This is a genomic window from Kaistia terrae (assembly GCF_026344005.1).
Classification (GTDB): Bacteria; Pseudomonadota; Alphaproteobacteria; order Rhizobiales; family Kaistiaceae; genus Kaistia; species Kaistia terrae.
On record NZ_JAPKNH010000015.1, the window covers coordinates 1 to 18,696 of the forward strand.

The 18,696-nt window shown below is 62.7% G+C and carries 35 protein-coding genes; 28 read left to right on the plus strand and 7 right to left on the minus strand.

The window, feature by feature from the left end:
- The 7 genes from OSH12_RS24415 to OSH12_RS24445 form a co-directional block, all read right to left on the minus strand.
- Positions 1–284: hypothetical protein (locus tag OSH12_RS24415; RefSeq protein WP_266346254.1), on the minus strand; the 284-nt coding region annotated here is incomplete at its 3' end.
- A gap of 205 nt (positions 285–489) precedes the next feature.
- On the minus strand, positions 490–936 hold the full coding sequence (locus OSH12_RS24420) for a hypothetical protein (protein WP_266346255.1): 447 nt from the start codon (positions 934–936) through the stop codon (positions 490–492).
- A complete protein-coding gene (locus tag OSH12_RS24425; RefSeq protein ID WP_266346256.1) occupies positions 936–1,331 on the minus strand; it encodes a hypothetical protein in 396 nt (131 codons plus the stop codon). Before OSH12_RS24425 ends, OSH12_RS24420 begins: the two co-directional genes overlap by 1 nt.
- On the minus strand, positions 1,331–1,762 hold the full coding sequence (locus OSH12_RS24430; protein WP_266346257.1) for a hypothetical protein: 432 nt from the start codon (positions 1,760–1,762) through the stop codon (positions 1,331–1,333). Before OSH12_RS24430 ends, OSH12_RS24425 begins: the two co-directional genes overlap by 1 nt.
- 25 nt (positions 1,763–1,787) lie before the next feature.
- A complete protein-coding gene (locus OSH12_RS24435) occupies positions 1,788–2,006 on the minus strand; it encodes a hypothetical protein (protein WP_266346258.1) in 219 nt (72 codons plus the stop codon).
- Between the two features lie 69 nt (positions 2,007–2,075).
- Positions 2,076–2,282, minus strand: coding sequence for a hypothetical protein (locus OSH12_RS24440; RefSeq protein ID WP_266346259.1), 207 nt, complete (start codon positions 2,280–2,282; stop codon positions 2,076–2,078).
- A gap of 283 nt (positions 2,283–2,565) precedes the next feature.
- Positions 2,566–3,135, minus strand: coding sequence for an XRE family transcriptional regulator (locus OSH12_RS24445; protein ID WP_266346260.1), 570 nt, complete (start codon positions 3,133–3,135; stop codon positions 2,566–2,568).
- Between the two features lie 96 nt (positions 3,136–3,231).
- Between OSH12_RS24445 and OSH12_RS24450 the strand changes: the two genes are divergently transcribed.
- The 28 genes from OSH12_RS24450 to OSH12_RS24585 all read left to right on the plus strand — a co-directional run bounded on the left by OSH12_RS24450 (position 3,232) and on the right by OSH12_RS24585 (position 18,642).
- Positions 3,232–3,435, plus strand: a complete 204-nt coding sequence (locus OSH12_RS24450) for a helix-turn-helix domain-containing protein (protein ID WP_266346261.1) — start codon at positions 3,232–3,234, stop codon at positions 3,433–3,435.
- Entirely contained in the window at positions 3,432–3,620 is a 189-nt protein-coding gene (locus OSH12_RS24455) for a ClpX C4-type zinc finger protein (RefSeq protein WP_266346262.1), read from the plus strand. The genes OSH12_RS24450 and OSH12_RS24455 overlap by 4 nt, the downstream gene beginning before the upstream one ends.
- Positions 3,617–3,757: a hypothetical protein gene (locus OSH12_RS24460; RefSeq protein ID WP_266346263.1), complete on the plus strand. Its 141-nt coding sequence runs from the start codon at positions 3,617–3,619 to the stop codon at positions 3,755–3,757. Before OSH12_RS24455 ends, OSH12_RS24460 begins: the two co-directional genes overlap by 4 nt.
- Before the next feature lie 354 nt (positions 3,758–4,111).
- On the plus strand, positions 4,112–4,558 hold the full coding sequence (locus OSH12_RS24465) for a hypothetical protein (RefSeq protein ID WP_266346264.1): 447 nt from the start codon (positions 4,112–4,114) through the stop codon (positions 4,556–4,558).
- Positions 4,555–4,842, plus strand: coding sequence for a GapR family DNA-binding domain-containing protein (locus tag OSH12_RS24470; protein ID WP_266346265.1), 288 nt, complete (start codon positions 4,555–4,557; stop codon positions 4,840–4,842). The genes OSH12_RS24465 and OSH12_RS24470 overlap by 4 nt, the downstream gene beginning before the upstream one ends.
- A gap of 31 nt (positions 4,843–4,873) precedes the next feature.
- Positions 4,874–5,092, plus strand: coding sequence for a hypothetical protein (locus OSH12_RS24475; RefSeq protein WP_266346266.1), 219 nt, complete (start codon positions 4,874–4,876; stop codon positions 5,090–5,092).
- Positions 5,089–5,880 carry a hypothetical protein gene (locus OSH12_RS24480; RefSeq protein WP_266346267.1) on the plus strand — a complete coding sequence of 264 codons (792 nt, stop codon included), beginning with the start codon at positions 5,089–5,091 and terminating at the stop codon, positions 5,878–5,880. Before OSH12_RS24475 ends, OSH12_RS24480 begins: the two co-directional genes overlap by 4 nt.
- Positions 5,880–6,584, plus strand: coding sequence for a Rad52/Rad22 family DNA repair protein (locus tag OSH12_RS24485; RefSeq protein WP_266346268.1), 705 nt, complete (start codon positions 5,880–5,882; stop codon positions 6,582–6,584). The genes OSH12_RS24480 and OSH12_RS24485 overlap by 1 nt, the downstream gene beginning before the upstream one ends.
- A complete protein-coding gene (gene ssb, locus OSH12_RS24490) occupies positions 6,584–7,030 on the plus strand; it encodes a single-stranded DNA-binding protein (protein ID WP_323180725.1) in 447 nt (148 codons plus the stop codon). Before OSH12_RS24485 ends, ssb begins: the two co-directional genes overlap by 1 nt.
- Positions 7,031–7,039: 9 nt before the next feature.
- Complete coding sequence (locus OSH12_RS24495) at positions 7,040–7,444, plus strand: recombination protein NinB (protein ID WP_266346269.1); 405 nt, start codon at positions 7,040–7,042, stop codon at positions 7,442–7,444.
- Positions 7,441–7,794 (plus strand): HNH endonuclease signature motif containing protein, encoded by a 354-nt coding sequence (locus OSH12_RS24500; protein ID WP_266346270.1) that lies wholly within the window; start codon positions 7,441–7,443, stop codon positions 7,792–7,794. Before OSH12_RS24495 ends, OSH12_RS24500 begins: the two co-directional genes overlap by 4 nt.
- Positions 7,791–8,186 (plus strand): VRR-NUC domain-containing protein, encoded by a 396-nt coding sequence (locus OSH12_RS24505; protein ID WP_266346271.1) that lies wholly within the window; start codon positions 7,791–7,793, stop codon positions 8,184–8,186. The genes OSH12_RS24500 and OSH12_RS24505 overlap by 4 nt, the downstream gene beginning before the upstream one ends.
- Positions 8,183–8,725, plus strand: coding sequence for a helix-turn-helix domain-containing protein (locus tag OSH12_RS24510; protein WP_266346272.1), 543 nt, complete (start codon positions 8,183–8,185; stop codon positions 8,723–8,725). The genes OSH12_RS24505 and OSH12_RS24510 overlap by 4 nt, the downstream gene beginning before the upstream one ends.
- Positions 8,722–9,642, plus strand: coding sequence for a hypothetical protein (locus OSH12_RS24515; protein ID WP_266346273.1), 921 nt, complete (start codon positions 8,722–8,724; stop codon positions 9,640–9,642). Before OSH12_RS24510 ends, OSH12_RS24515 begins: the two co-directional genes overlap by 4 nt.
- A gap of 55 nt (positions 9,643–9,697) precedes the next feature.
- The gene (locus tag OSH12_RS24520; RefSeq protein ID WP_266346274.1) at positions 9,698–10,078 is read left to right on the plus strand and encodes a DUF2264 domain-containing protein; all 381 of its coding nucleotides are present in this window, start codon (positions 9,698–9,700) and stop codon (positions 10,076–10,078) included.
- Positions 10,079–10,304: 226 nt separating this feature from the next.
- On the plus strand, positions 10,305–10,658 hold the full coding sequence (locus OSH12_RS24525) for a hypothetical protein (protein WP_266346275.1): 354 nt from the start codon (positions 10,305–10,307) through the stop codon (positions 10,656–10,658).
- A 57-nt stretch (positions 10,659–10,715) separates the two neighbouring features.
- Positions 10,716–10,880 (plus strand): hypothetical protein, encoded by a 165-nt coding sequence (locus tag OSH12_RS24530; protein ID WP_266346276.1) that lies wholly within the window; start codon positions 10,716–10,718, stop codon positions 10,878–10,880.
- 14 nt (positions 10,881–10,894) lie between these two features.
- Positions 10,895–11,212 (plus strand): hypothetical protein, encoded by a 318-nt coding sequence (locus OSH12_RS24535; RefSeq protein WP_266346277.1) that lies wholly within the window; start codon positions 10,895–10,897, stop codon positions 11,210–11,212.
- Complete coding sequence (locus OSH12_RS24540) at positions 11,209–11,400, plus strand: hypothetical protein (RefSeq protein ID WP_266346278.1); 192 nt, start codon at positions 11,209–11,211, stop codon at positions 11,398–11,400. The genes OSH12_RS24535 and OSH12_RS24540 overlap by 4 nt, the downstream gene beginning before the upstream one ends.
- 185 nt (positions 11,401–11,585) lie before the next feature.
- Positions 11,586–12,215 carry a hypothetical protein gene (locus OSH12_RS24545; protein WP_266346279.1) on the plus strand — a complete coding sequence of 210 codons (630 nt, stop codon included), beginning with the start codon at positions 11,586–11,588 and terminating at the stop codon, positions 12,213–12,215.
- A 77-nt stretch (positions 12,216–12,292) separates the two neighbouring features.
- Positions 12,293–12,547, plus strand: a complete 255-nt coding sequence (locus tag OSH12_RS24550) for a hypothetical protein (RefSeq protein ID WP_266346280.1) — start codon at positions 12,293–12,295, stop codon at positions 12,545–12,547.
- Complete coding sequence (locus OSH12_RS24555) at positions 12,544–12,708, plus strand: hypothetical protein (protein WP_266346281.1); 165 nt, start codon at positions 12,544–12,546, stop codon at positions 12,706–12,708. Before OSH12_RS24550 ends, OSH12_RS24555 begins: the two co-directional genes overlap by 4 nt.
- Positions 12,709–12,737: 29 nt before the next feature.
- The gene (locus tag OSH12_RS24560) at positions 12,738–13,016 is read left to right on the plus strand and encodes a hypothetical protein (protein ID WP_266346282.1); all 279 of its coding nucleotides are present in this window, start codon (positions 12,738–12,740) and stop codon (positions 13,014–13,016) included.
- Positions 12,988–14,277: a PBSX family phage terminase large subunit gene (locus tag OSH12_RS24565; RefSeq protein WP_266346283.1), complete on the plus strand. Its 1,290-nt coding sequence runs from the start codon at positions 12,988–12,990 to the stop codon at positions 14,275–14,277. Before OSH12_RS24560 ends, OSH12_RS24565 begins: the two co-directional genes overlap by 29 nt.
- The gene (locus OSH12_RS24570) at positions 14,277–16,331 is read left to right on the plus strand and encodes a portal protein (protein ID WP_266346284.1); all 2,055 of its coding nucleotides are present in this window, start codon (positions 14,277–14,279) and stop codon (positions 16,329–16,331) included. Before OSH12_RS24565 ends, OSH12_RS24570 begins: the two co-directional genes overlap by 1 nt.
- Positions 16,328–16,618 carry a hypothetical protein gene (locus OSH12_RS24575; RefSeq protein ID WP_266346285.1) on the plus strand — a complete coding sequence of 97 codons (291 nt, stop codon included), beginning with the start codon at positions 16,328–16,330 and terminating at the stop codon, positions 16,616–16,618. The genes OSH12_RS24570 and OSH12_RS24575 overlap by 4 nt, the downstream gene beginning before the upstream one ends.
- 23 nt (positions 16,619–16,641) lie before the next feature.
- On the plus strand, positions 16,642–17,679 hold the full coding sequence (locus tag OSH12_RS24580) for a hypothetical protein (protein WP_266346286.1): 1,038 nt from the start codon (positions 16,642–16,644) through the stop codon (positions 17,677–17,679).
- 9 nt (positions 17,680–17,688) lie between these two features.
- A complete protein-coding gene (locus OSH12_RS24585) occupies positions 17,689–18,642 on the plus strand; it encodes a DUF5309 domain-containing protein (protein WP_266346287.1) in 954 nt (317 codons plus the stop codon).
- The last annotated feature ends 54 nt before the right edge of the window (positions 18,643–18,696 follow it).

The window sequence follows — 18,696 nt, forward strand, 5'->3', positions numbered from 1 at the left end:
TCATCCCGGCGCTGCATAAGGCAGGCGTAGTTCGTGGAACCGGCGATCATGCGGATCTCAAGGGCAAATGCACCAAGAGCGCCGACCTCAGATGTCAGCCCGCGCAGCGCGTCATCCTTGCGCGCAATCTCAGCCTCTAACTCGGCGATGCGGGCGGCGGCCTCCTCGAAGTACAGGGCATCGACGGTCGCCGTCGCAGTGCACTCTTCACGGGCGAATGCGGCACGGATCTCTAGCCGTTCAACCAACCCGTCGGGGTCTGCCCAGATTGCTGGTACGGTCATTGTTCGAATGCCTCCGAAGAGAAGGGGTGAACCGTGTCTAGGTACCGCTCATAGGCATCCAGCGGGTCCGGACGATCAGCCCGAAACTGCTCACGATTGTGGAAGCGGTCCTTGCAGATGTGCCGACCTGACGCCGTCTTGCCGCAGAACTTCTGGCTTGGGTGGCGGGCTACAAATGACTTGCCGCAATAAAGACAGGTCCTGCTCATGCCTCAGCCCTCCCGACAGAGAGGCCAATCTGACGGGCGCGGGAGATGGCTGCACGGGCAAGGCGGCCTCGGTCCTTCTGGACCTTCGATGCTTGGTTTTCGTATTCGATGCCAAGCAGACCTGCGTGCGTCTTCACCGGCGGCTGGTTCCACGCCGTTTCGTCGCCGTAGAACTCCAGCGCCTCCAGCATCCCGGCGTTCTCCGCGCGCGCCTGCTCCAACTGAAGAACCAGTTCAGCACATACGCGGTAGCGGTCTTGTTCCGAGCTGGTGACAAGGGCGCGCAGGCGGATGATCTCGGCGGCGGCTTCGTGCATCAGGTCCGTTTCCGAACCCCAGTCGATCTTTTCGCCGAGGTTGATCATCGCGGCCTTCACGGTCAGCTTGTCGACCAGATCGCGCCCAACGTCCGCCGACCCGCCGTCTTCGATGCGATCAGCCATCACGCGGCCCTTCCGGTGCGGACGCCTTGCGTCTGGTTGTTCAGGTATTCGGCGGCGTAGGGGGCGCGGTACTCAACTTCTTCGCCGAGGCGCGTCGAGAGGTCCGAGAATGCACGGGCCACCACATCGGACATCAGCCCGGCAAAGCAGCGTTTGATCTCAGCGTGGAACGGGGGAGTAAGCTTGCCGAAATTTGCCTCGACGCCTGCGATATAGCCGGAGAGGGCGCGGTCGAAATCATGGCCCAGAAGAACGATATCGCGCGCAGCTTTGGCTGCACCATCGCTCTTGTCGCCGTCGGTGTAGGCCGCGCTCGGCTCAATGGCGAGCAGGGTGTTCCGAAGGCTGGCAGTGTTGTGCTGGATCAAATTGAGGCGGTCGCTCTGCGTGGACATTATGCGGCCTCCTCGATAGCGAGGTCGGCCTGAGCGTCGGCGAGCAGCTGCTGGATCGCGGCCACCTCCGCTGCGGCGTCACCTGTCAGGCGAGCGGCGTCCTCACGCATCAGCCGCCCTACCGTGGCGAAGATCGTTTTCTGGTGCTCGTTGAGCGCCTTGGTGAGATACGGGGCCACAACGTCTTGGTGCTGGACGTTCATAATCCGGCCGCAGCTGCTGTTGCCGTAGTACCCAGACCAGCTATCGAATGAGACGCCGATCTTGAACGCGGAGTAGCGGTCGTCCCGGCCGAAGCCGAAACCCTTCTTGTCACAATTGCTATCCGGGGCGTACTTCGTCGCGTAGAGGGCATGGAAGCCCTCAAAATTTGCAGCTTCGCGACGCAGTGCCTTGATACGATCGATGGTCTTCGTGTCGATGCTGGACATTTGCGTGTCTCGCTGTTGGGAGGGGCTAGGCGGCGATGAGGCGGCGGGAGCGCTCGAACGCGTTGATGGCGTCCCGAGCGTTGCCGATGGCGATGTTGGCGCGGTGAAGCGCGTCCGCCGGCGGGGGGCAGTTATTCACGTCCTCGTTGAAGACCATGCCGGCGGCCAAGATGAGATCGGAGCCTGCAGACTGCAGCGCTGCGACCAGATCATCAGGCGTAGGGATTTCATGGCGGGGCATCATCTAGCTCCTTGGTTCCAAAGCCACTTGCCAAGACTGGCCGCCGTGAGACAGCCAGCAATGGGCAGGGGCTTAGGCGGCGTACTTGATCCCGCAGAACGGGCAGAAGCTCGGGAACATCACGGTCGCTCGCGCCCCGCGCTTCTTCTCCACGACCTCGGTCGCGATCATCAGGCGCTCACCGGCCGGTTGTGAGAACACCAGTGCTTTAGAGAGCTGTGTGTTGCGCTCCTTCAGCTTTTCGTCGACGGCCTCGATGCAGTTGCAGGGGTCACTCATCTGCGTTCCTCCATCAATCTGGATGGGGAGGCCGGTTGCGAGCCCGGCGGCCTCCCCGGTGTTCCGGGCATCAGCTACATGGCGACCTCCGTTCTGGGGTTGCTTCAGGGGAGGGGTTTCAAGGCCGCCCCTTGCTGATGGCCTACTTGTATTCCCAGTATGGGTACGATGTCAACCCCAATTTGGGTATAGTTCGTGGGAACACAAAAATGCCGGGGCGGTTGTGACCGGCCCCGGCTTCAATTCGGAGTAAATGCTTTGCTTCAGTGCACCCGGTGAGTTCTCAACCTGGGCGGATCCAGGTTACCCGAGCTGCCCAGATCACCGGCTGATCAAACATTGGCGCCGCGTTGGTAGAAAGAAGATGCCAGAGCCCCGGCGCACTGCCCTTGGCGAGCTTTTTGACTAGAACGCGGCCGTCCTTTAATTCGACGACGCATAGACGCCCGATGAATTCATCTGAAGGCGCGTCTCTCCTGTCATCAAAGTACAGGATCGACCCGTCCTCTATGTGGTCGGCCATTGACTCCCCCTTTACCCGCACAGCGACGGTGCTCGCCGTCACGTCAGGAGGGGATTGCACATCCTCAGCTAGGTCATCGCCGTCCGCATATAGATGCATCTCGTGGCCCGCCCCGACGAACCCGACCAGTCTAACGCGCACTTGTTCAGCAATCACAATGGATTCTGGCACGCCGTAAACACTGGCCGCCTTAGCTATGTATTGGTCGGTCAGCCGGCGCTCGCCGCGCTCGAGCTTTTGGTACCCGCTTCGCGACAGGCCGAAGTGGTTTGCGGCCGCTTCGATAGACCAGCCTTCGCGCTCACGGAGGTGTTTGAGGTTGTTTCCCATGGTGGGGACATTGACGCGACGCCGAAGAAATGTCGCGCCCCGTTTCGGGTACTTTATCACTTGCGCTCCATCCCCAATTTGGGTATATGTTGAGTTATGAAACTCACATCGTACCTCTCGGACAACAAAATCGATGAGAAGGCCTTCGGCGCTCAGCTCGGGGTTTCCGAGTTCGCCGTCCGCAAGTGGCGTTATGGCCAGCGGGTGCCGAACGTCGCGACGATCCAGCTGATCAGTGAGATCACCGGCGGCAAGGTCGGGTTCCCCGACTGGCTGGTCGACCAGGCGAGGGCATCATGAGCGACACCGGTATCACCTGTTCGTTCTGCCTCACGCCGCTTGATGAGGTCCCCATGATGATCAAGTCGAGCAACACCGATGGTGTTTTCGTCTGCAGTAATTGTGTCGGGGAGTGCGTTCAGCAGATCGCCCGCCACTTGGCCGACAAGGTCAAGATTCTCCCCCTCAACGGAGCGGCATCATGAACACCCCTTGGTGGATACTCGCAGCTGTCGGCGGGCTTCTCATGCTGGCGGTGCTGCCCGAGGTCATCATCTCGGCCCGCCGTCGCTTTGGTCGCCGACCTGATGACGACTACTCCAACTTGAGCGACGCCGTATGAGCGCCGCCCCTTCATTCCAGATTGCCGAGATGGTCCCCTCCCATCGTTTCGGCAATACGGCGGCGACGACCGTGGGCTTCCTCCCCCTGCGGTCGTCGCCCCACCCCCTTCGCTCGTCGAAGCATCAGCCCACTCACAACAGTCGCGGCCAATGCTCCGAGCGAAACCCAATCCCCGTCCGCGTCCGAAACGACGCTGATCTGAGGGCCGGGCGTGCGCACCTCTCCTGGAAACGCTCGGTCCTCAGGTTCTTCTCGTTGGTGGGCCTCGTGGTTCGCCATCCATCGTTCCGATCTCCTGACCTTGTCACAGCGGGTGTCTCGCAACCCCAACGTGTCAGGTCAGGAGACTCAATTGTCGGAATTTCTCACCGAGCGCTCGGAAATACGTCCCGAGAAATTGGAGGCCACCAACATGTCTGCGTGCGCTGAAGCCGCGTCTCTCCTTCGGACCGTCGCTGAGCCGCGGCCCGTGGGTGACACGGTCAAAGAAGCGATCAATCGAGCCGCCCGTCTCGCCGGCCTTAAGCCGAGCCGGGCCGAAGATATCTGGCGCCAGGAAGCACGGACCATCCGGGCTGATGAGATGGACCGCATTCGGCGGGCCGCTGAAAACAAACTCGTTCGGGAGGCCCAACATGAATTCATTGAACTGGAACAGCGGATCAAGCGGCTCGAAGCCCTTCTTATTCAAGCCCCGGACTTTCGTGGCCCTGAAGATGGCTCAGTTCGACCGGGGGCTCATCCGGTGGATCGCGCCATGGGTGGCCGCTCGTCTCGACAGGTCGGAGCAGGCCGATGAGTGACGAGCCCCAGAACTTCTCCGTCGCCCTGGTGCAGTCGATCTACGACCGCTGGGCCCGGCTTGAGGACGAGAAGGCGGCGACCGCTGCTGACTCCAAGGAATTGTTCGCCGAAGCCTCGTCCAACGGGCTCGACACCAAGCGTTTGCGCGAGTCTTTCCGGCATCAGCGCGCGCTCGAAAACAACGCCGAAGCGGTCGAAACCGGCGAGGCAATCGTCGCGATGTATTCCGCCGCTTTGGCCGCCCCTCGCGTAGGCGCGCGTCCCGCGCGAGCAGCCTGACCCTTTTCTCAGCTTCGTGGAGGAAGCCGAAATGACCCGCAAATCAAGACTTCGCACTTCCATCGCCGTGATGATCGACGCCGCTGGCTCGGCCCGCCGCTCGGCTGCTGACTGGCAGCGGATGGCCCGCCAGTGGCCGACGTCTAGCGCCGAGTACCAGGCCACCGCCGCCCGCCGCGTCGCGGATGCCCGCTGGTATCTGCATCACGCTCGGCTCGATATCGACACCCTGACCGGAGATGCAGCATGAGCGCCGTTCTCGCCGGGCCGGCGAATTCGGTCATCGCCATGCCCCTCCGCGAGCAGATCGGCGCGAACAACCCGCCGGAGCCGACGCCGTTCGACCTCTCGGCTTCCGCCATTGGCGACCTCGTCATGGAGGCTTCGAACTGGCTCGACGGCTCTGGTGTCCAGAGCGAGGCCGACGCCGAGGCTGTCTCGAAGCTGATCGACATGCTCCGCAAGGAGATCAAGACGGCTGACGAGCGCCGCGTTGCCGAGAACAAGCCGTTCGATGACGGCAAGGCCGAGGTCCAGGCGCGCTATGCCCCGCTGATAGCCGACACCAAGTCGGTCAAGGGCGCGGCGGTGCTGGCCATCGAAACGGCCAAGGCCGCGCTCGCCCCGTGGCTGCGCAAGAAGGACGATGAACAGCGCGCTGCTGCTGTCGAAGCCCGCCGCAAGGCCGATGAGGAAGCCGCTGCCGCTGTCGAGGCCATACGCGCCGCTCGTCAGGGCGAGCCGGATCTCGAAGCCCGTGTGGCCGCCGAAGCTCTGCTGACGCAGGCCAAGCAGTCCGAGGCAGACGCCAACCGCGCCGAGAGCGCCAAGGCCCACGCCAAGGGCGGCACCCGCGCCATCGGCCTCCGCACGGTCTGGAAGGGCGAGGTCACCGACGCCAACGCCTTCGCCAAGTGGGTCTGGTCGAACCGCAATGCCGAGCTTCTGGCTTTCCTTGCCGACTTGGCTCGGCGCGAAGTTGCTGCCGGCATGAAGACCATCCCCGGCGTCACCATCACCGACGAGAAGGTGCTTTGATGGACATTCTTCAGGATCTCGCCAGCCCATTCCCCCCGGCCAAAGTTTCCTGGCGCGTAGGATCCACAACCGCTGACAAGAAGAAGGGCCTTGCGCTCGCCTACATCGACGCTCGCGACGTGATGGCCCGCCTTGATCAGGTGTGCGGCGGTGCCGGCTGGCAAGACCGCTACGAGTTCCACGGTCCGCGCACGGTTTGTTACCTGTCCGTCAAGATCGACGGCGAGTGGGTCACGAAGGCTGACGGCGCGGGTGATTCCGACGTCGAGGCAGAGAAGGGCGCCATTTCCGACGCGTTCAAGCGCGCGGCCGTGAAATGGGGCATCGGCCGGTATCTGTACGACGTCGAAGGGCCTTGGGTTGAACTGCGTGCCGCCGGCCGCAGCTACGCAATCGCCGATGGCGAGTATGCCAAGCTCGCCAAGATCCTCCCCGGCTCGGTCGCCCCCCGCAAAGCACCTGCGCCCGCACCGGCGGCTGACGCGGGGACGCCCTTCGACGACGCGGAAGACCGCACGGTTGTCGAGACGATCCTATTCGCCCTGAAGCAAGCGGCCACCCGCGCCGAGTTGAAAGCCTGGGGCGCGAAGCAGGCCGCTGAAATCGAGACGTTGCCTGCTGCGCAGCAAGAAGACATCCGAGTTGCGTACGCCGCACACAGCAAGACCCTGCCCAAACCACTGACCCTCAGCGAGGCTGCATAATGTCTGGATCCGTAAACAAGGTCATTTTGGTAGGCCGGCTTGGCCGTGACCCCGAGGTTCGCAGCATGAACAACGGGGACAAGGTGGTGACGCTCAGCGTCGCGACCTCGGAAAGCTGGCGCGACAAGCAGTCGGGCGAGCGCAAGGAAAAGACGGAGTGGAACCGGGTCGTCATTTTCAATGAGAACCTTGCCAAGATTGCCGAGCAATACCTGAAGAGGGGCTCGAACCTTTACGTTGAGGGCCAGCTCCAGACGAGAAAGTGGAACGACCAGGCAGGCGTCGAGAAGTTCTCGACCGAGGTGGTTCTTCAGCGCTTCCGTGGCGAGCTGACGTTGCTCGACGGCGCGGCCGGCAACGGTGAGGGCCGTCAGCAGGAACCCGCCGCGCAGCCCTCGGCCGTTGGCAACTATGCGGCCGATCTCGACGACGATATCCCGTTCTAGGAGCGCACCATGGCCCAGACCGTCATTCTGCGCGGCGACGTACAGCGCGCTTTCGCCAAGAAGCTCATCGACAAGGCCCCGGCCAATGCTGTCGTCCGGGTCAAGGAAGCCAAGCGCAGTGACGCCCAGAACGACAAAATGTGGGCCATGCTCGCTGACGTCAGCCGTTCTAAGCCTGAAGGACGGCAATGGGCGGATGAGACCTGGAAATGCGCGTTCATGCATGCGCTTGGTCACCAGGTGAAATTCGCCGAGGGCCTTGATGGCTCCGGACCGTTCCCTCTCGGCTTCCGCTCATCGCGCCTGACCGTTCGTCAGATGGCCGACCTCATCACGTACATGCAGGAGTATGGCGACCGTCACGGCGTTCGTTGGTCCGACGAATGGGCCGAACAGCAGAGGGACGCAGCATGAGCCGCGCAGTCCCCGAATGGATCGGCAAGACCGACGATACGCCAGTCCCGCCGCGTGTCCAAAGGCGCGTCTACGATGCGCACGGCGGTGTTTGTTACTTGGCCGACCGGAAGATCATGCCCGGCGAAGAGTGGGACACAGATCACAAAATCGCGCTCTGCAACGGTGGCGAAAATCGAGAGAGCAATCTCGCCCCCGTCCTGCGCGTCAAGCACCGAGAGAAGACAGCGCGCGACGTGGCCGAAAAGGCAAAGGTCGAGCGCATCCGCCAGAAGCATCTCGGCATCTACAAATCCGCGCACCCGATGCGCAGTCGCCCGTTTCCCAAGCGCTCGGAGATCCAGCCATGACCATGCATGCGATCAGCCTGCGCGACCCGCGCCCAGTGTCCGAGGAATCGATCCAACGCGCTGTGATCCAGCACCTCAAGCTGACCGCCGCGCCTGGTGTCGTCTACTTCCACTGCCCGAATGGCGAGGCCCGTTCCAAGGCCACCGGCGCCCGGCTCAAGGCCATGGGCGTTCGCCGGGGTGTCGCGGATATCTGCCTCGTCCTCCCTAGCGGCCGGTCTGCATTCCTCGAGCTGAAATCAGCCAAGGGCCGACCGTCTGATGAGCAGAAGGCCTTCGCGGCCGACGTGTCGAAGAGCGGCGCGCTTTACGCCGTCGCCGCCTCGATCGATCAGGCCCTTCAGATCCTCATCGAATGGGGCGCCTTGAACGCGCGGAAGGAAGCAGCATGAACATGACCGAAAGCATGGCCCGCGTGGAGCGCATGGCGCTTCGTGGGCTCGACATCGATCAAATCATGGCGACGGGGCTCCCCCTGTCGGCGCGTACCGTAGCCTCCATCGTCCATGTCACGCGCGCGGCCCGTCCGAAGGCTGTAGTCCCACCGCCTGAAGCCGTGGAGGCGAAGGCTGATGTCGGCCCGGGCAGTCAAAGCGTCGACCGCGCCGACGCCATCGCACGCTACCGCATCATCGACGTTCGCCTGGGCGGCGTCCGCCGGTCGATTGGCGACATCATCCGCGAGACGGCCGCGAAGCACCTTCTTGTGTCGGCAGACCTGGTGGGCCGGTCCAGACAAAGGACAACGGTCGTCCCCGCCCGCCATGAGGCCATGTACCTCTGCGCGAAGGCGACGCCTTACAGCATGCCGGAGATTGGGCGGTCATTCGGCCGCGACCACACGACCGTCATCTATGGCATCCAGCAGCACGCCAAGCGCAACGGTCTGCCTCTGCCACGCGGGATGAAGCCAGAAGGAGCGACGGCATGAGCAGGTGGTTCCGCCACTACGCCGGCATGGCCCGAGACGACAAGCTCGTCAGCGTTGCCATCCGCTCCAAACAGACGGTCGAGCGCGTCGTCTGGGTCTGGGGGGCTATCCTCGAAAGCGCTGCGGAGATTGACGAAAATGGACGCTTCGAACTGGACGCCGCCGAGGTCGCCTACTTTCTACGAGCGGACCAGGCTGACATTGAGCGAGTTGTCGTCGCTCTGGAAGAGCTTGGCAGGCTTCATGCGGGTTTTGTGGCGAAGTGGGGCGACCGTCAGTTTCAGTCCGACCGATCCGCTGAGCGCCAAAAACGTTATCGTGACAAGCACTCGGCGCAACGTGACGTTCACCATAACGCGGGAGACGTCGTCACAGTGACGTCACCATCACGTGACGGTGACTCACCAGAGACAGAGACAGAAGCAGAAGAAGAAGTAACAACACCGAACGCGAGCGCTGCGCGCCCGAACCTGTCTGACCTCATGAGCCGTCTTTGCTCAGCAGCAGGCAAGGCTATCGCTAACCCTGCCGGTGCCGCAGGCCTCCTCGCTCTGTCCGACCCCATCAACTGGGTCCAGAGCGGCTGCGACCTCGATCTCGACGTCATCCCGGCCATCACGGCCCGAAGCGCCGGGAGGCCCCCGGGGGAAATCCGGTCCTGGAGCTACTTCACCAAAGCCGTCTTTCAAGCCCGCGACACGCGACTGAAGCCTTCCCCGGAGCCGATCGATGACCAACCTCGCAACCGTCAAGGCCAGCCAGCTTCCCGAGCCCGGAGCGGAGCCGACGCTTACCTGGCCGCAATCCGTGAAGAGGCTGAACAACTCGATGATCGGGGATTTCCTGACCGCCGAGATCACGGCGCCGATTTCGGAGACGGACGCACGCTGGATCTCCGGGCGAACGAGGCAGCTTGAGGCATGGCGAGCGCCCGGCCCGGATGACCGCGGCCAGATCCTGCAGGTGTTGGCTGTGCTGTTCACCAGCTACCCGGCGGCGGCGGTCAGCGACGACACGGCAAAGACGCGGATCAAGACCTACCTCGAAGCGCTGAGCGACCGGCCGGCATGGGCAATCAAGCGCGCCGCCGAACGCTGGCTCAAGGGCGACGTCAGCGGCGTGGATCGCAAGACGCTGGACTTCCCGCCGTCCACGGCGCGGCTGCGCGAACTGGCGACCGAGTGCATGAGCCCGGTCAACCTGGAACTTGCCGCCCTTCAGAAGCTCACCCGCGCCAAGGTCGTGAAGCCGATCGACCCGGAAGAACGCCGTCGAGCCATCGAACGGCTGACGCGCAACGGCGTCGTAGTCCCCACCGAATGGCCCCCGGCCGCAACAGCAACCGCAGCCTGAACGAGGAAGAGTGAGATGGCTACAGACGTACAGACTCCGATCGACGTTAGGGCTGGATACCGTGTCGAGGCCGCATCGAACGGAGGCTGGGTGCTCCACGAGCGACCGGCCGAGACCGGCTACATCGGCAGGTCCGCGGCGTTCACCACGTGGCCCGAAATGATCGACTACCTCAGTAGGGCGCATGACCTCCCCATCCCAGCAACCGCAGCATAGGACGATGAGCATGGCAGAGCAGGAATGGCAGCCGCATTCGCGCTGCGAAGGGTGCGACAAGCCAATCTGGTCAACCGACGCGTATCTGTCGTGCGAGGATTGCGACCTCTGCGCTGGCTGCGCCCCTACCTATGCCGACATGGCGGCCGACCCGGCTGCGTTCGCGCACCCAACGACGGGCAAGCCGCTAACTGTCAAGGAAGTCCGTTCCATCATCGACCGGCACATATCCGCTGGTGGAAGCCCAAATGACAGCCTGGCGACCAAGAACGAGGGCTCGTTGGCCCCCATGCCGACCATGTCGGAACAAGAACTGCTCGATGGCCTCACTGCCACGGGCGCCATCCCCCACACCCCCGCATAATGGTCAGGAGAGACGAGCATGGAAATCTCGATACCGCTTTCATTTTGGATGATCCCAGTGGTGCTGACGCTTCTGATCTGGGGCGTCACCCTGATGTTGCCGGAACCGACGCCAAGTGGCGGCTTCTACGACTTCGGCACGCCGTTCACGTTTCTGTTTCGGGGCGTATTGGCGCTCTTTGCCACGCTCGTCGTGTGGCTCGTCTATTTCATCATCGTCTAGCGGAGCCCTAACCCATGGCAGGCCAGAGCAACGAGATGGGGATGGTGGAGCGCATGTGCCGGATTGCCTGTGATGCAACGATCACCGGCACGAAGTACAACGACCCCGCAGCCCGCGAGGCCAAAATAGACGAGTGCTGGCAGTCTTGGATTGTGCCAATGACCGCGATTCTCGATGTGATGCATCGCCCCCTTGGCGAGATCCACGTTCCCTCTGATGTCGAGCAGTATGGGATCAACCACAAGCTCCCGACCTTCGCCGCAGCAACCTACAGGTCTGGCTACATCGACGGCCATCGCGCCGCTCTCTCCCACGATGAGGTGAAGGGATGAGCGAGGTAGCGAACGAACAGGAGTTCACGCTCGTCATGCTGGCGAAGCTCGTCGACCTGATGCTGCGCAAGGACACCAACCTCGACGGGGACTGCGGCTTCCCATCTCACGAGGCCGAACTGTTGGAGATGCGAGAGGCGCTGTTCAGCCAGCCAGTCGTCAAACGGGGGCTGCTCTACCGGGTCTAACCCCACCACCTGACCGACGAAAAGGGAGGAAACCTTTTCACCAGACAGGGCACATCATGAAGGCACGCAGCAAAGCACAGCGCACCGCACGTCGGCGCGCAGCCGCCACCCGCAAGGAAGACCTCCCACGCACCCCATCCGGCGCGCTCTCCCGATCCGCCGCCCGATACCGCACTGAAGCCCAAATGACCGAGAAGGAGGCCAAGGTGGTCGTACTCGATGCACGTCGCCGCGTTCATGGCCTCTCAGAATCCACAGCGGGACTCGCTGAGGCTGGTTCGTCGCTAGGACGGCTCATGCTCGCAGGCGCCATCACGAACCGCCTGTACGCGGCCGGGAATCGATTTGCGGAGGACGTGTGGAGGTATCACTCCCTCACCGGTATCCCGCACCCGAACCCAAAGAGCTGCTGGAACTTCGTGGCGAAGGCGGAACCGGTCGATGAGAAGGACCGGGACAAGAGCATCACGCCTGGCATTCGGGCAACGTACACCGAGAATTCGCCGGAGTTCATGCAGGCCGTGAAGACGGCAACCAACCGCTACATGAACGCTATCGGCGTGGTCCAGCAGAACGACCGCACCGGCCGCCCGGTCGAGACAACGTTGCGAAACGTAGTGATCCTCGACATGGATGCCGCTAACTGGCCGCCGCACATGATCAAGATGCTGCGGCGGGTGTTGAAGGCGCTCGCGGATTGGTATGGGATACCTGAGGGAAGCGAGGACCAGGTGAAGCACTGGGGAGGGCGGCGATCGGACGAGTCCATATCCGGGCTCGCGCTTGACACCATGCGCAAATCAGTGCAGGTTTAAGGAAGGTCGGAGACTTCCGGCTACAGAGATTCAAGCCCCAGCGCGAGCCGGGGCTTTTTGCGTTTCAGGGGCTCGGCATGGCAGAGGTCATCTCCCTCACCGGCGCGCCGCTTCCGACAGATGCCGACCGAGACGAAGCTCTGATCGCAACACTTGAGCGGGCGCTCGAACGGGCACGGTCCGGCGAGACAATCGCCACATGCATCGTCGAACTCTATCGGGACGAAACCGTCAGCCGCTCGATCATCGGGAACATCACATCGCCGCTGCGCCTGATTGGGGCGGTTGAGCTGGTCAAGATGGGCCTGATGGACAAGGCGCTTGAAGATTGATCACCGCGCCAACTCTCGCCGGCTACACCGCCGCTGCCACCCACATAGAGCAAGCCCGCATAGCCTCAGGCCTTACGAACGAACAGTTCGCAAGCTGGCTGCGCGTCATCGCCAAGGATATCGAGAATGTCGGAGAGCGGGCGCTTCAACGCCCCGTCTGATTTTCGATAAACAATCAAAGGATTCAAACATGGCCCGAGGTGGCAAGCGCGATGGCGCTGGCCGGCCCGTTGGGGCTGTCGCGCCGGCAACCGCGCTGCTCAAGGACGCGATCCTGAAAGCGGGTGAGGCAGCTGGACGGGATGGCGGACTAGTCGGCTACTTGACCGCACAGGCCGTTGCGAACCCCGGACCGTTCATGTCGCTACTCGGCAAGGTGTTGCCCATGCAGATCGCCGGCGACCCCGACGCCCCGCTGATCCATGAGATCAGGCGCACCATTGTCGATCCTGCAGCTAGAGACGCCTAGGGTCTTCGCGCCGCTTCTGGCGCCTGCCCGGTACAAGGGAGCATGGGGCGGGCGAGGATCAGGGAAGTCGCATTTCTTCGCGGAACTGCTGGTCGAGGATTGCTTGGCTGAGCCCGGTCTCGCCGCAGTCTGCATCCGCGAAGTGCAGAAGACGCTGGCGCAGTCGAGCAAGCGCCTGATCGAGAACAAGATTTCCAACATGGGGGTCGGTTCTCAGTTCCGAGTGTTGGAAGACAGGATAGAAACGCCCGGCGGTGGCCTGATCATCTTCCAGGGCATGCAGAACCACACGGCCGAGAGCATCAAGTCGCTCGAAGGCTTCAAGCGCGCCTGGATCGAAGAGGCGCAAACCCTTTCAACTCGCAGCCTCACGCTGCTCCGCCCGACGATCCGCGCTGAAGGATCGCAGATTTGGGCTTCGTGGAACCCGCGCCGCAAGTCTGACGCGGTGGATGAATTCCTACGCGGGCAGGGGATGGATGGCGCGGCCGTCGTAAAGGCGAACTGGCGCGACAACCCTTGGTTCCCATCTGAGCTAGACGCAGAGCGCCGCCTGGATCAGGAGCGCTACCCCGACCGATACGAACACATCTGGGAAGGTGACTATGTCCGCGCCTTCGAGGGTGCGTACTTCGCCAAGGTGTTGTCTGACGCCAAGGCCGCAGGCCGCATCGGCAAGGTTGCTGCCGACCCACTCCTGCCAATCCGAGCCTACTTCGATCTCGGCGGGTCCGGTGCCAGCGCTGACGCTATGGCGATCTGGCTCGTCCAGTTCGTCGGGCAGCAGATCATGGTGCTCGACTACATCGAGGGCGTCGGTCAGGTGCTCGGCTACTACGTCTCCGAGCTTCGCCGGCGCGGCTACGATGAAACGCTGATGATCCGCCTGCCGCATGACGGCGTGAACGAGAACAACATCACTGGCAAGCGGTACGAAGACCACTTCCGCGACGCCGGCTTCAACAACGTTACCGTGATCAAGAACCTCGGCCGCGGTGCCGCAGCGATGCGCATTGAAGCGGTCCGCCGCGTGTTCCCGAAGATCTGGTTCAACGAGACGACGACCGAGCCCGGGCGCGATGCCCTCGGCTTCTATCACGAGCGCAAGGACGAGAACCGGAACGTCGGGCTTGGGCCCGATCACGACTGGTCGTCCCACGCTGCTGACGCCTTCGGCCTGATGGCCGTCGACTACGAAGAGCCGTCTCGCGGCTCCGACTTCAACCGCACAATCGAATATCCGTCCCTGGGGATTTACTGATGGCGAAGATGAGCGACACCGAGCTGACGGCGATGCTGTCGGCCGAGCGCGCTGACGCTCTCAGTGCTGAAAATGCGTCCAAGCTGTCGTCTGAGCGCTCGAAGGCGATGGACTACTACCTGGGCGATATGGCGAAGGACATGCCGGCGCCTGCTGATCGTTCCAAGGCCGTATCGACCGATGTCGCTGACGTTGTCGAAGGGCTGATGCCCTCGCTCATGGAGATTTTCGCCTCGGGTGAGGATGTCGTGGTGTTCGAGCCCGTTGGGCCGGACGACGTACAGGCCGCCGAGCAGGAGACGGACTACGTCAACCATGTCTTCATGCAGAAGAACCCCGGCTTCCTGATCCTCTACAGCTTCATCAAGGACGCGCTGCTCTCCAAGAACGGCGTCGTCAAAGTGTCATGGCAGGAGCACGAAGAGGAAGAGGAAGAGACATTCCAGAACGTCCCCGACGACGTGTTCTCGCTGCTGGTATCCGACCCGTCCATTGAGGTCGTAGAGCACACCGAGAACCCCGACGAGGCGACGGGCCAGACGAACCACGATGTGACGTTGTCGCACAAGCGCGACTATGGCTGCGCGCGGGTTGAGGTGGTCGCACCCGAGAATTTCGGCATTTCCCGCAGCGCCAAGACGATCCAGGACAGCGGCTATTGCTTCCACGAGGAACTGCGCTCGCAGTCCGACATCATCGCTGACGGCTTTGACGAAGAGCAGGTGAAGAGCCTGCCGACCGGTGATGAGGACGACACCGAAGAGGCTATGGCCCGCGATACGGTGGACGATACCAACACGACGGCCGATTCCGCCATCAACGACGCCAACCGGCAGATCCGCGTCACCGAGCACTACGTTCGAATGGACTATGAGGACAACGGCAAGGTCGCGCTCTGGCGTGTCACTACGGCCGGCGAGAAGAGCACGGTCCTCATGCGAGGCGGCAAGCCAGCCATCGACAAGATGAGCATGATGCCCTTCGCGTCGATGACGCCGATCATCATGACGCACCGGTTCTATGGCCGGTCTGTCGCTGATCTCGTGATGGACATCCAGCTCATCAAGACCGCGCTGCAGCGTTCGCTGCTGGACAACGCCTATATGGCGAACAACCAGCGGATGGAGATTGCGGATTCGCACGCTGGGCCAAAGACGATTGACGACCTGCTCACCAACCGCCCCGGCGGCATCGTCCGCACCAAGCAGCCAGGCGGCCTGGTCCCGATCCCGAACCAGCCCATCGGGGATTTCGTCTACCCGATGATGGAATACATGGATGCCACCCGCGAGTGGCGCACAGGCGTGACGCGGCAGGGGCAGGGCATCGACGCCGACGCACTGCAGAACCAGACCGCCGCCGCCGTGACCAAGGTTTACTCCGCCGCCCAGGCTCGCATGCGTCTCATCGCCCGGATCTTTGCCGAGACGGGCATCAAGGACATGTTCCACCTCCTGCATGGTGTAATCCGCAAGCACGACCGGCAGGAGAACACCGTTCGCCTCCGCGGCGAGTGGGTAACGGTCGACCCACGCAACTGGAAGACCCGCAACGACCTGACGGTTGATGTCGGGCTGGGGAGTGGTTCGAAGGAGGCGCAAATGGCGTTCCTCGACAGGCTGCTTGGCTTCCAGGGTAAAGCCATCATGGCGCCCGAGATGGGGCTGGTGAAGCCAGAGAACATGTACAACTCGCTCAAGAAGTGGGTTGAGCTTGGCGGGCTCAAGAACGTCGACCTCTACGTTCAGAACCCGGCCAAGAACAAGCCCCCGGAGAAGCCGCCAAGCCCTGAGATGCTGAAGCTCCAGGCCGAGCAGCAGCAGAGCCAGGCCGAGATGCAGATGAAGCAACAGCAGTCTTTGGCCGACAACGAACTGAAGATGAAGCAGCTTCAATCCGAGATGGAGATGAAGCGCTATCAGATCGACGCCGAGATAATGCTGAAGCGCGAGCAGGCGGCCGCCGAGTTGCAGTTGAAGCGCGAGCTTGGCTTCATGAGCGTGGCCACCAACACGACAATGCCTCAGGTCCGCTTGGGCGGTGACGCCGGATGACCGACGAAATCGAACTGCGCCGTGATGTCGAGCGCGCCGCGCGTGCCGAGGCGCTGATCAATGACACGCTGCTGAGCGAAGCCTTTACCACGCTCAAAGCGACCTACCTGGAGGCGTGGGAAGCCTCCCACCTCCGCGACACCGAAGGCCGCGAGCGCCTGTTCCAGGCGGTCAAACTCGTCGGCTCCGTCCAGTCCCACCTCGTCATCATCCTGTCGGATGGCCAGCTCGCCAAGCATGAGCTTGCGACCATCACCGGCGCCACGGGCGAAATCAGCGTCGACTGACGCCCTTCATCCTCGGAGCATTCATGTCTGAAATCGAAAGCGGCGCGAGCGATGGCTCGCTGTCGGTGCGTGAGGCTGCGTCTCTTCTGAGCGAGCCCCCGAAACAGAACAACGAGGAAGCTGCAGCGCCGGCCGAAGAGCCGAGCGCGCGCGACCCGGAAGCATCGGCCGATGAGGCTGACGCCGCCCCTCCTGAACGGGAGCCCAGCGGCGAGACGGAAGAACGGGATGACCCGGCCGAGCGGCCGAACATCAACCCGCCTTCCTCATGGACCAAGGAAGAGAAGGAAGCTTTCAAGCTCCTGCCTCCCGAGCATCAGCAGCGCATCGCTGACCGGGAACGGACGCGCGAAGTTGAGATCCGCCGGGGTCAGAACGAAGCCGCCGAAACCCGCAAGGCCGCAGAGGCCGAGCGACAGGCGGCGGAACAGGCAAGGCAACGATATGAGGCCGCGCTTCCCAACCTGATGCAGTCGATTCAGTCGCAATATGCGGCGGAATTCCCCGACATCACGACCTGGGAAGATGTGCAACGGATGGCGTCCAACGACCCCATTCGATACCTCCAGTACGACGCTCTGCAGAAGCAGCATGCCAATGCCCTCGGTGAGGCGCAGCAGGCGGAACAGCGTCGCGCCCAGGAGGGAACTGCACAGTTCAACGCCTTCAAGAACGAGCAGACGAAGCTTTTTCTCGAGAAGGCGCCTGAATTCGCGGACCCGGAGAATGGTCCCAAGCTTCGAGCAGAAGTGCGCTCCATGCTCTCTGAGGTCGGCATGACCGACGACGAGCTGGCGGCGATTTGGAACCAGGGTGCCGGCGTCAGCCTCCACGATCATCGCATTCAGCTGATCGTGCGGGATGCCCAGAAATGGCGGTCCGCCCAGAAGGCGAAACAGACCGTCTCTGCCAAGCAAGTTCCACCCGCGCAGCGTGCCGGCGTCTCCCCCAGCAAGGGCGAGCGTTCGGCCACGAACATCCAGACCCAGGAAGCTCAACTCAAGCGTACGGGCAGCGTGAAGGACGCGGTAGCGCTCCTCCGGGCCCGGCGCCAAGCATAGGAGGCCATCATGGCCCTTCCAGCCGATACCGTCACCACCTACAGCTCCGTGGGCAACCGCGAAGACCTGTCAGACATCATCTACAACGTCGACCCGACCGACACGCCGTTCCTGAGCGGCCTTGAGCGCGTCAAGTCGACCGCCGTCAACCACGAATGGCAGACCCAGGCCCTCGCCGCTGCGAGTGCTTCGAATGCTGTTCTGGAAGGCGACGATGCCACGACCGACGCGGCCACGCCGACCGTCCGTCTGGGCAACATCAACCAGATCTCGGACAAGGTGGCTCGCGTAACCGGCACGCAGCAGGCCATCGACAAGGCCGGCCGCGACAACGAGCTGGACTACCAGAAGATCCTGAAGGGCAAGGAACTGAAGCGTGACATGGAGACGACGCTTGTCGGATCCAATCAGGCAAAGGTAACTGGCGACGCCAGCACGGCCCGGAAGACGGCTTCGGTGCTTTCCTGGCTCAAGACCAACACCGACAAGGGTGGCGGCGCTGGCGCGGACCCGGCAACCGCCAACGGCGCCGCAATCCGCACGGACGGAACGCAGCGTCCTTTCACCGAGGCTCAGTTGAAGGCCGTGCTCCAGAAGATCTGGATCTCGGGCGGCGACCCGGACAAGATCATGCTGGGCGGCTTCAACAAGCAGGTCATGTCCACCTTCACCGGCCGCGGTACGCCGATGGAGGACACGAAGTCCAAGAAGATTGTCGCGACTGTCGACGTCTACGAGTCGGACTTCGGCACGCTCAAGGTCGTGGCGAACCGCTTCTCGCGCGCTCGTGACGTCCTGGTTCTCCAGTCGGACATGTGGGCCCTCGCCACGCTCCGCAACATGAAGACGATCCCGCTCGCTGTGACCGGCGACAGTCTCCGCCACCAGGTCATCACTGAGTACGCGCTGGAGAGCCGCAACGAGCTTTCTTCGGGCGGCGTCTTCGACCTCACGACCTCGTAAGGGGCCACGCATTCCCTCAGCAGGGCGGTCTTCGGGCCGCCCCTTTTCTTTGGA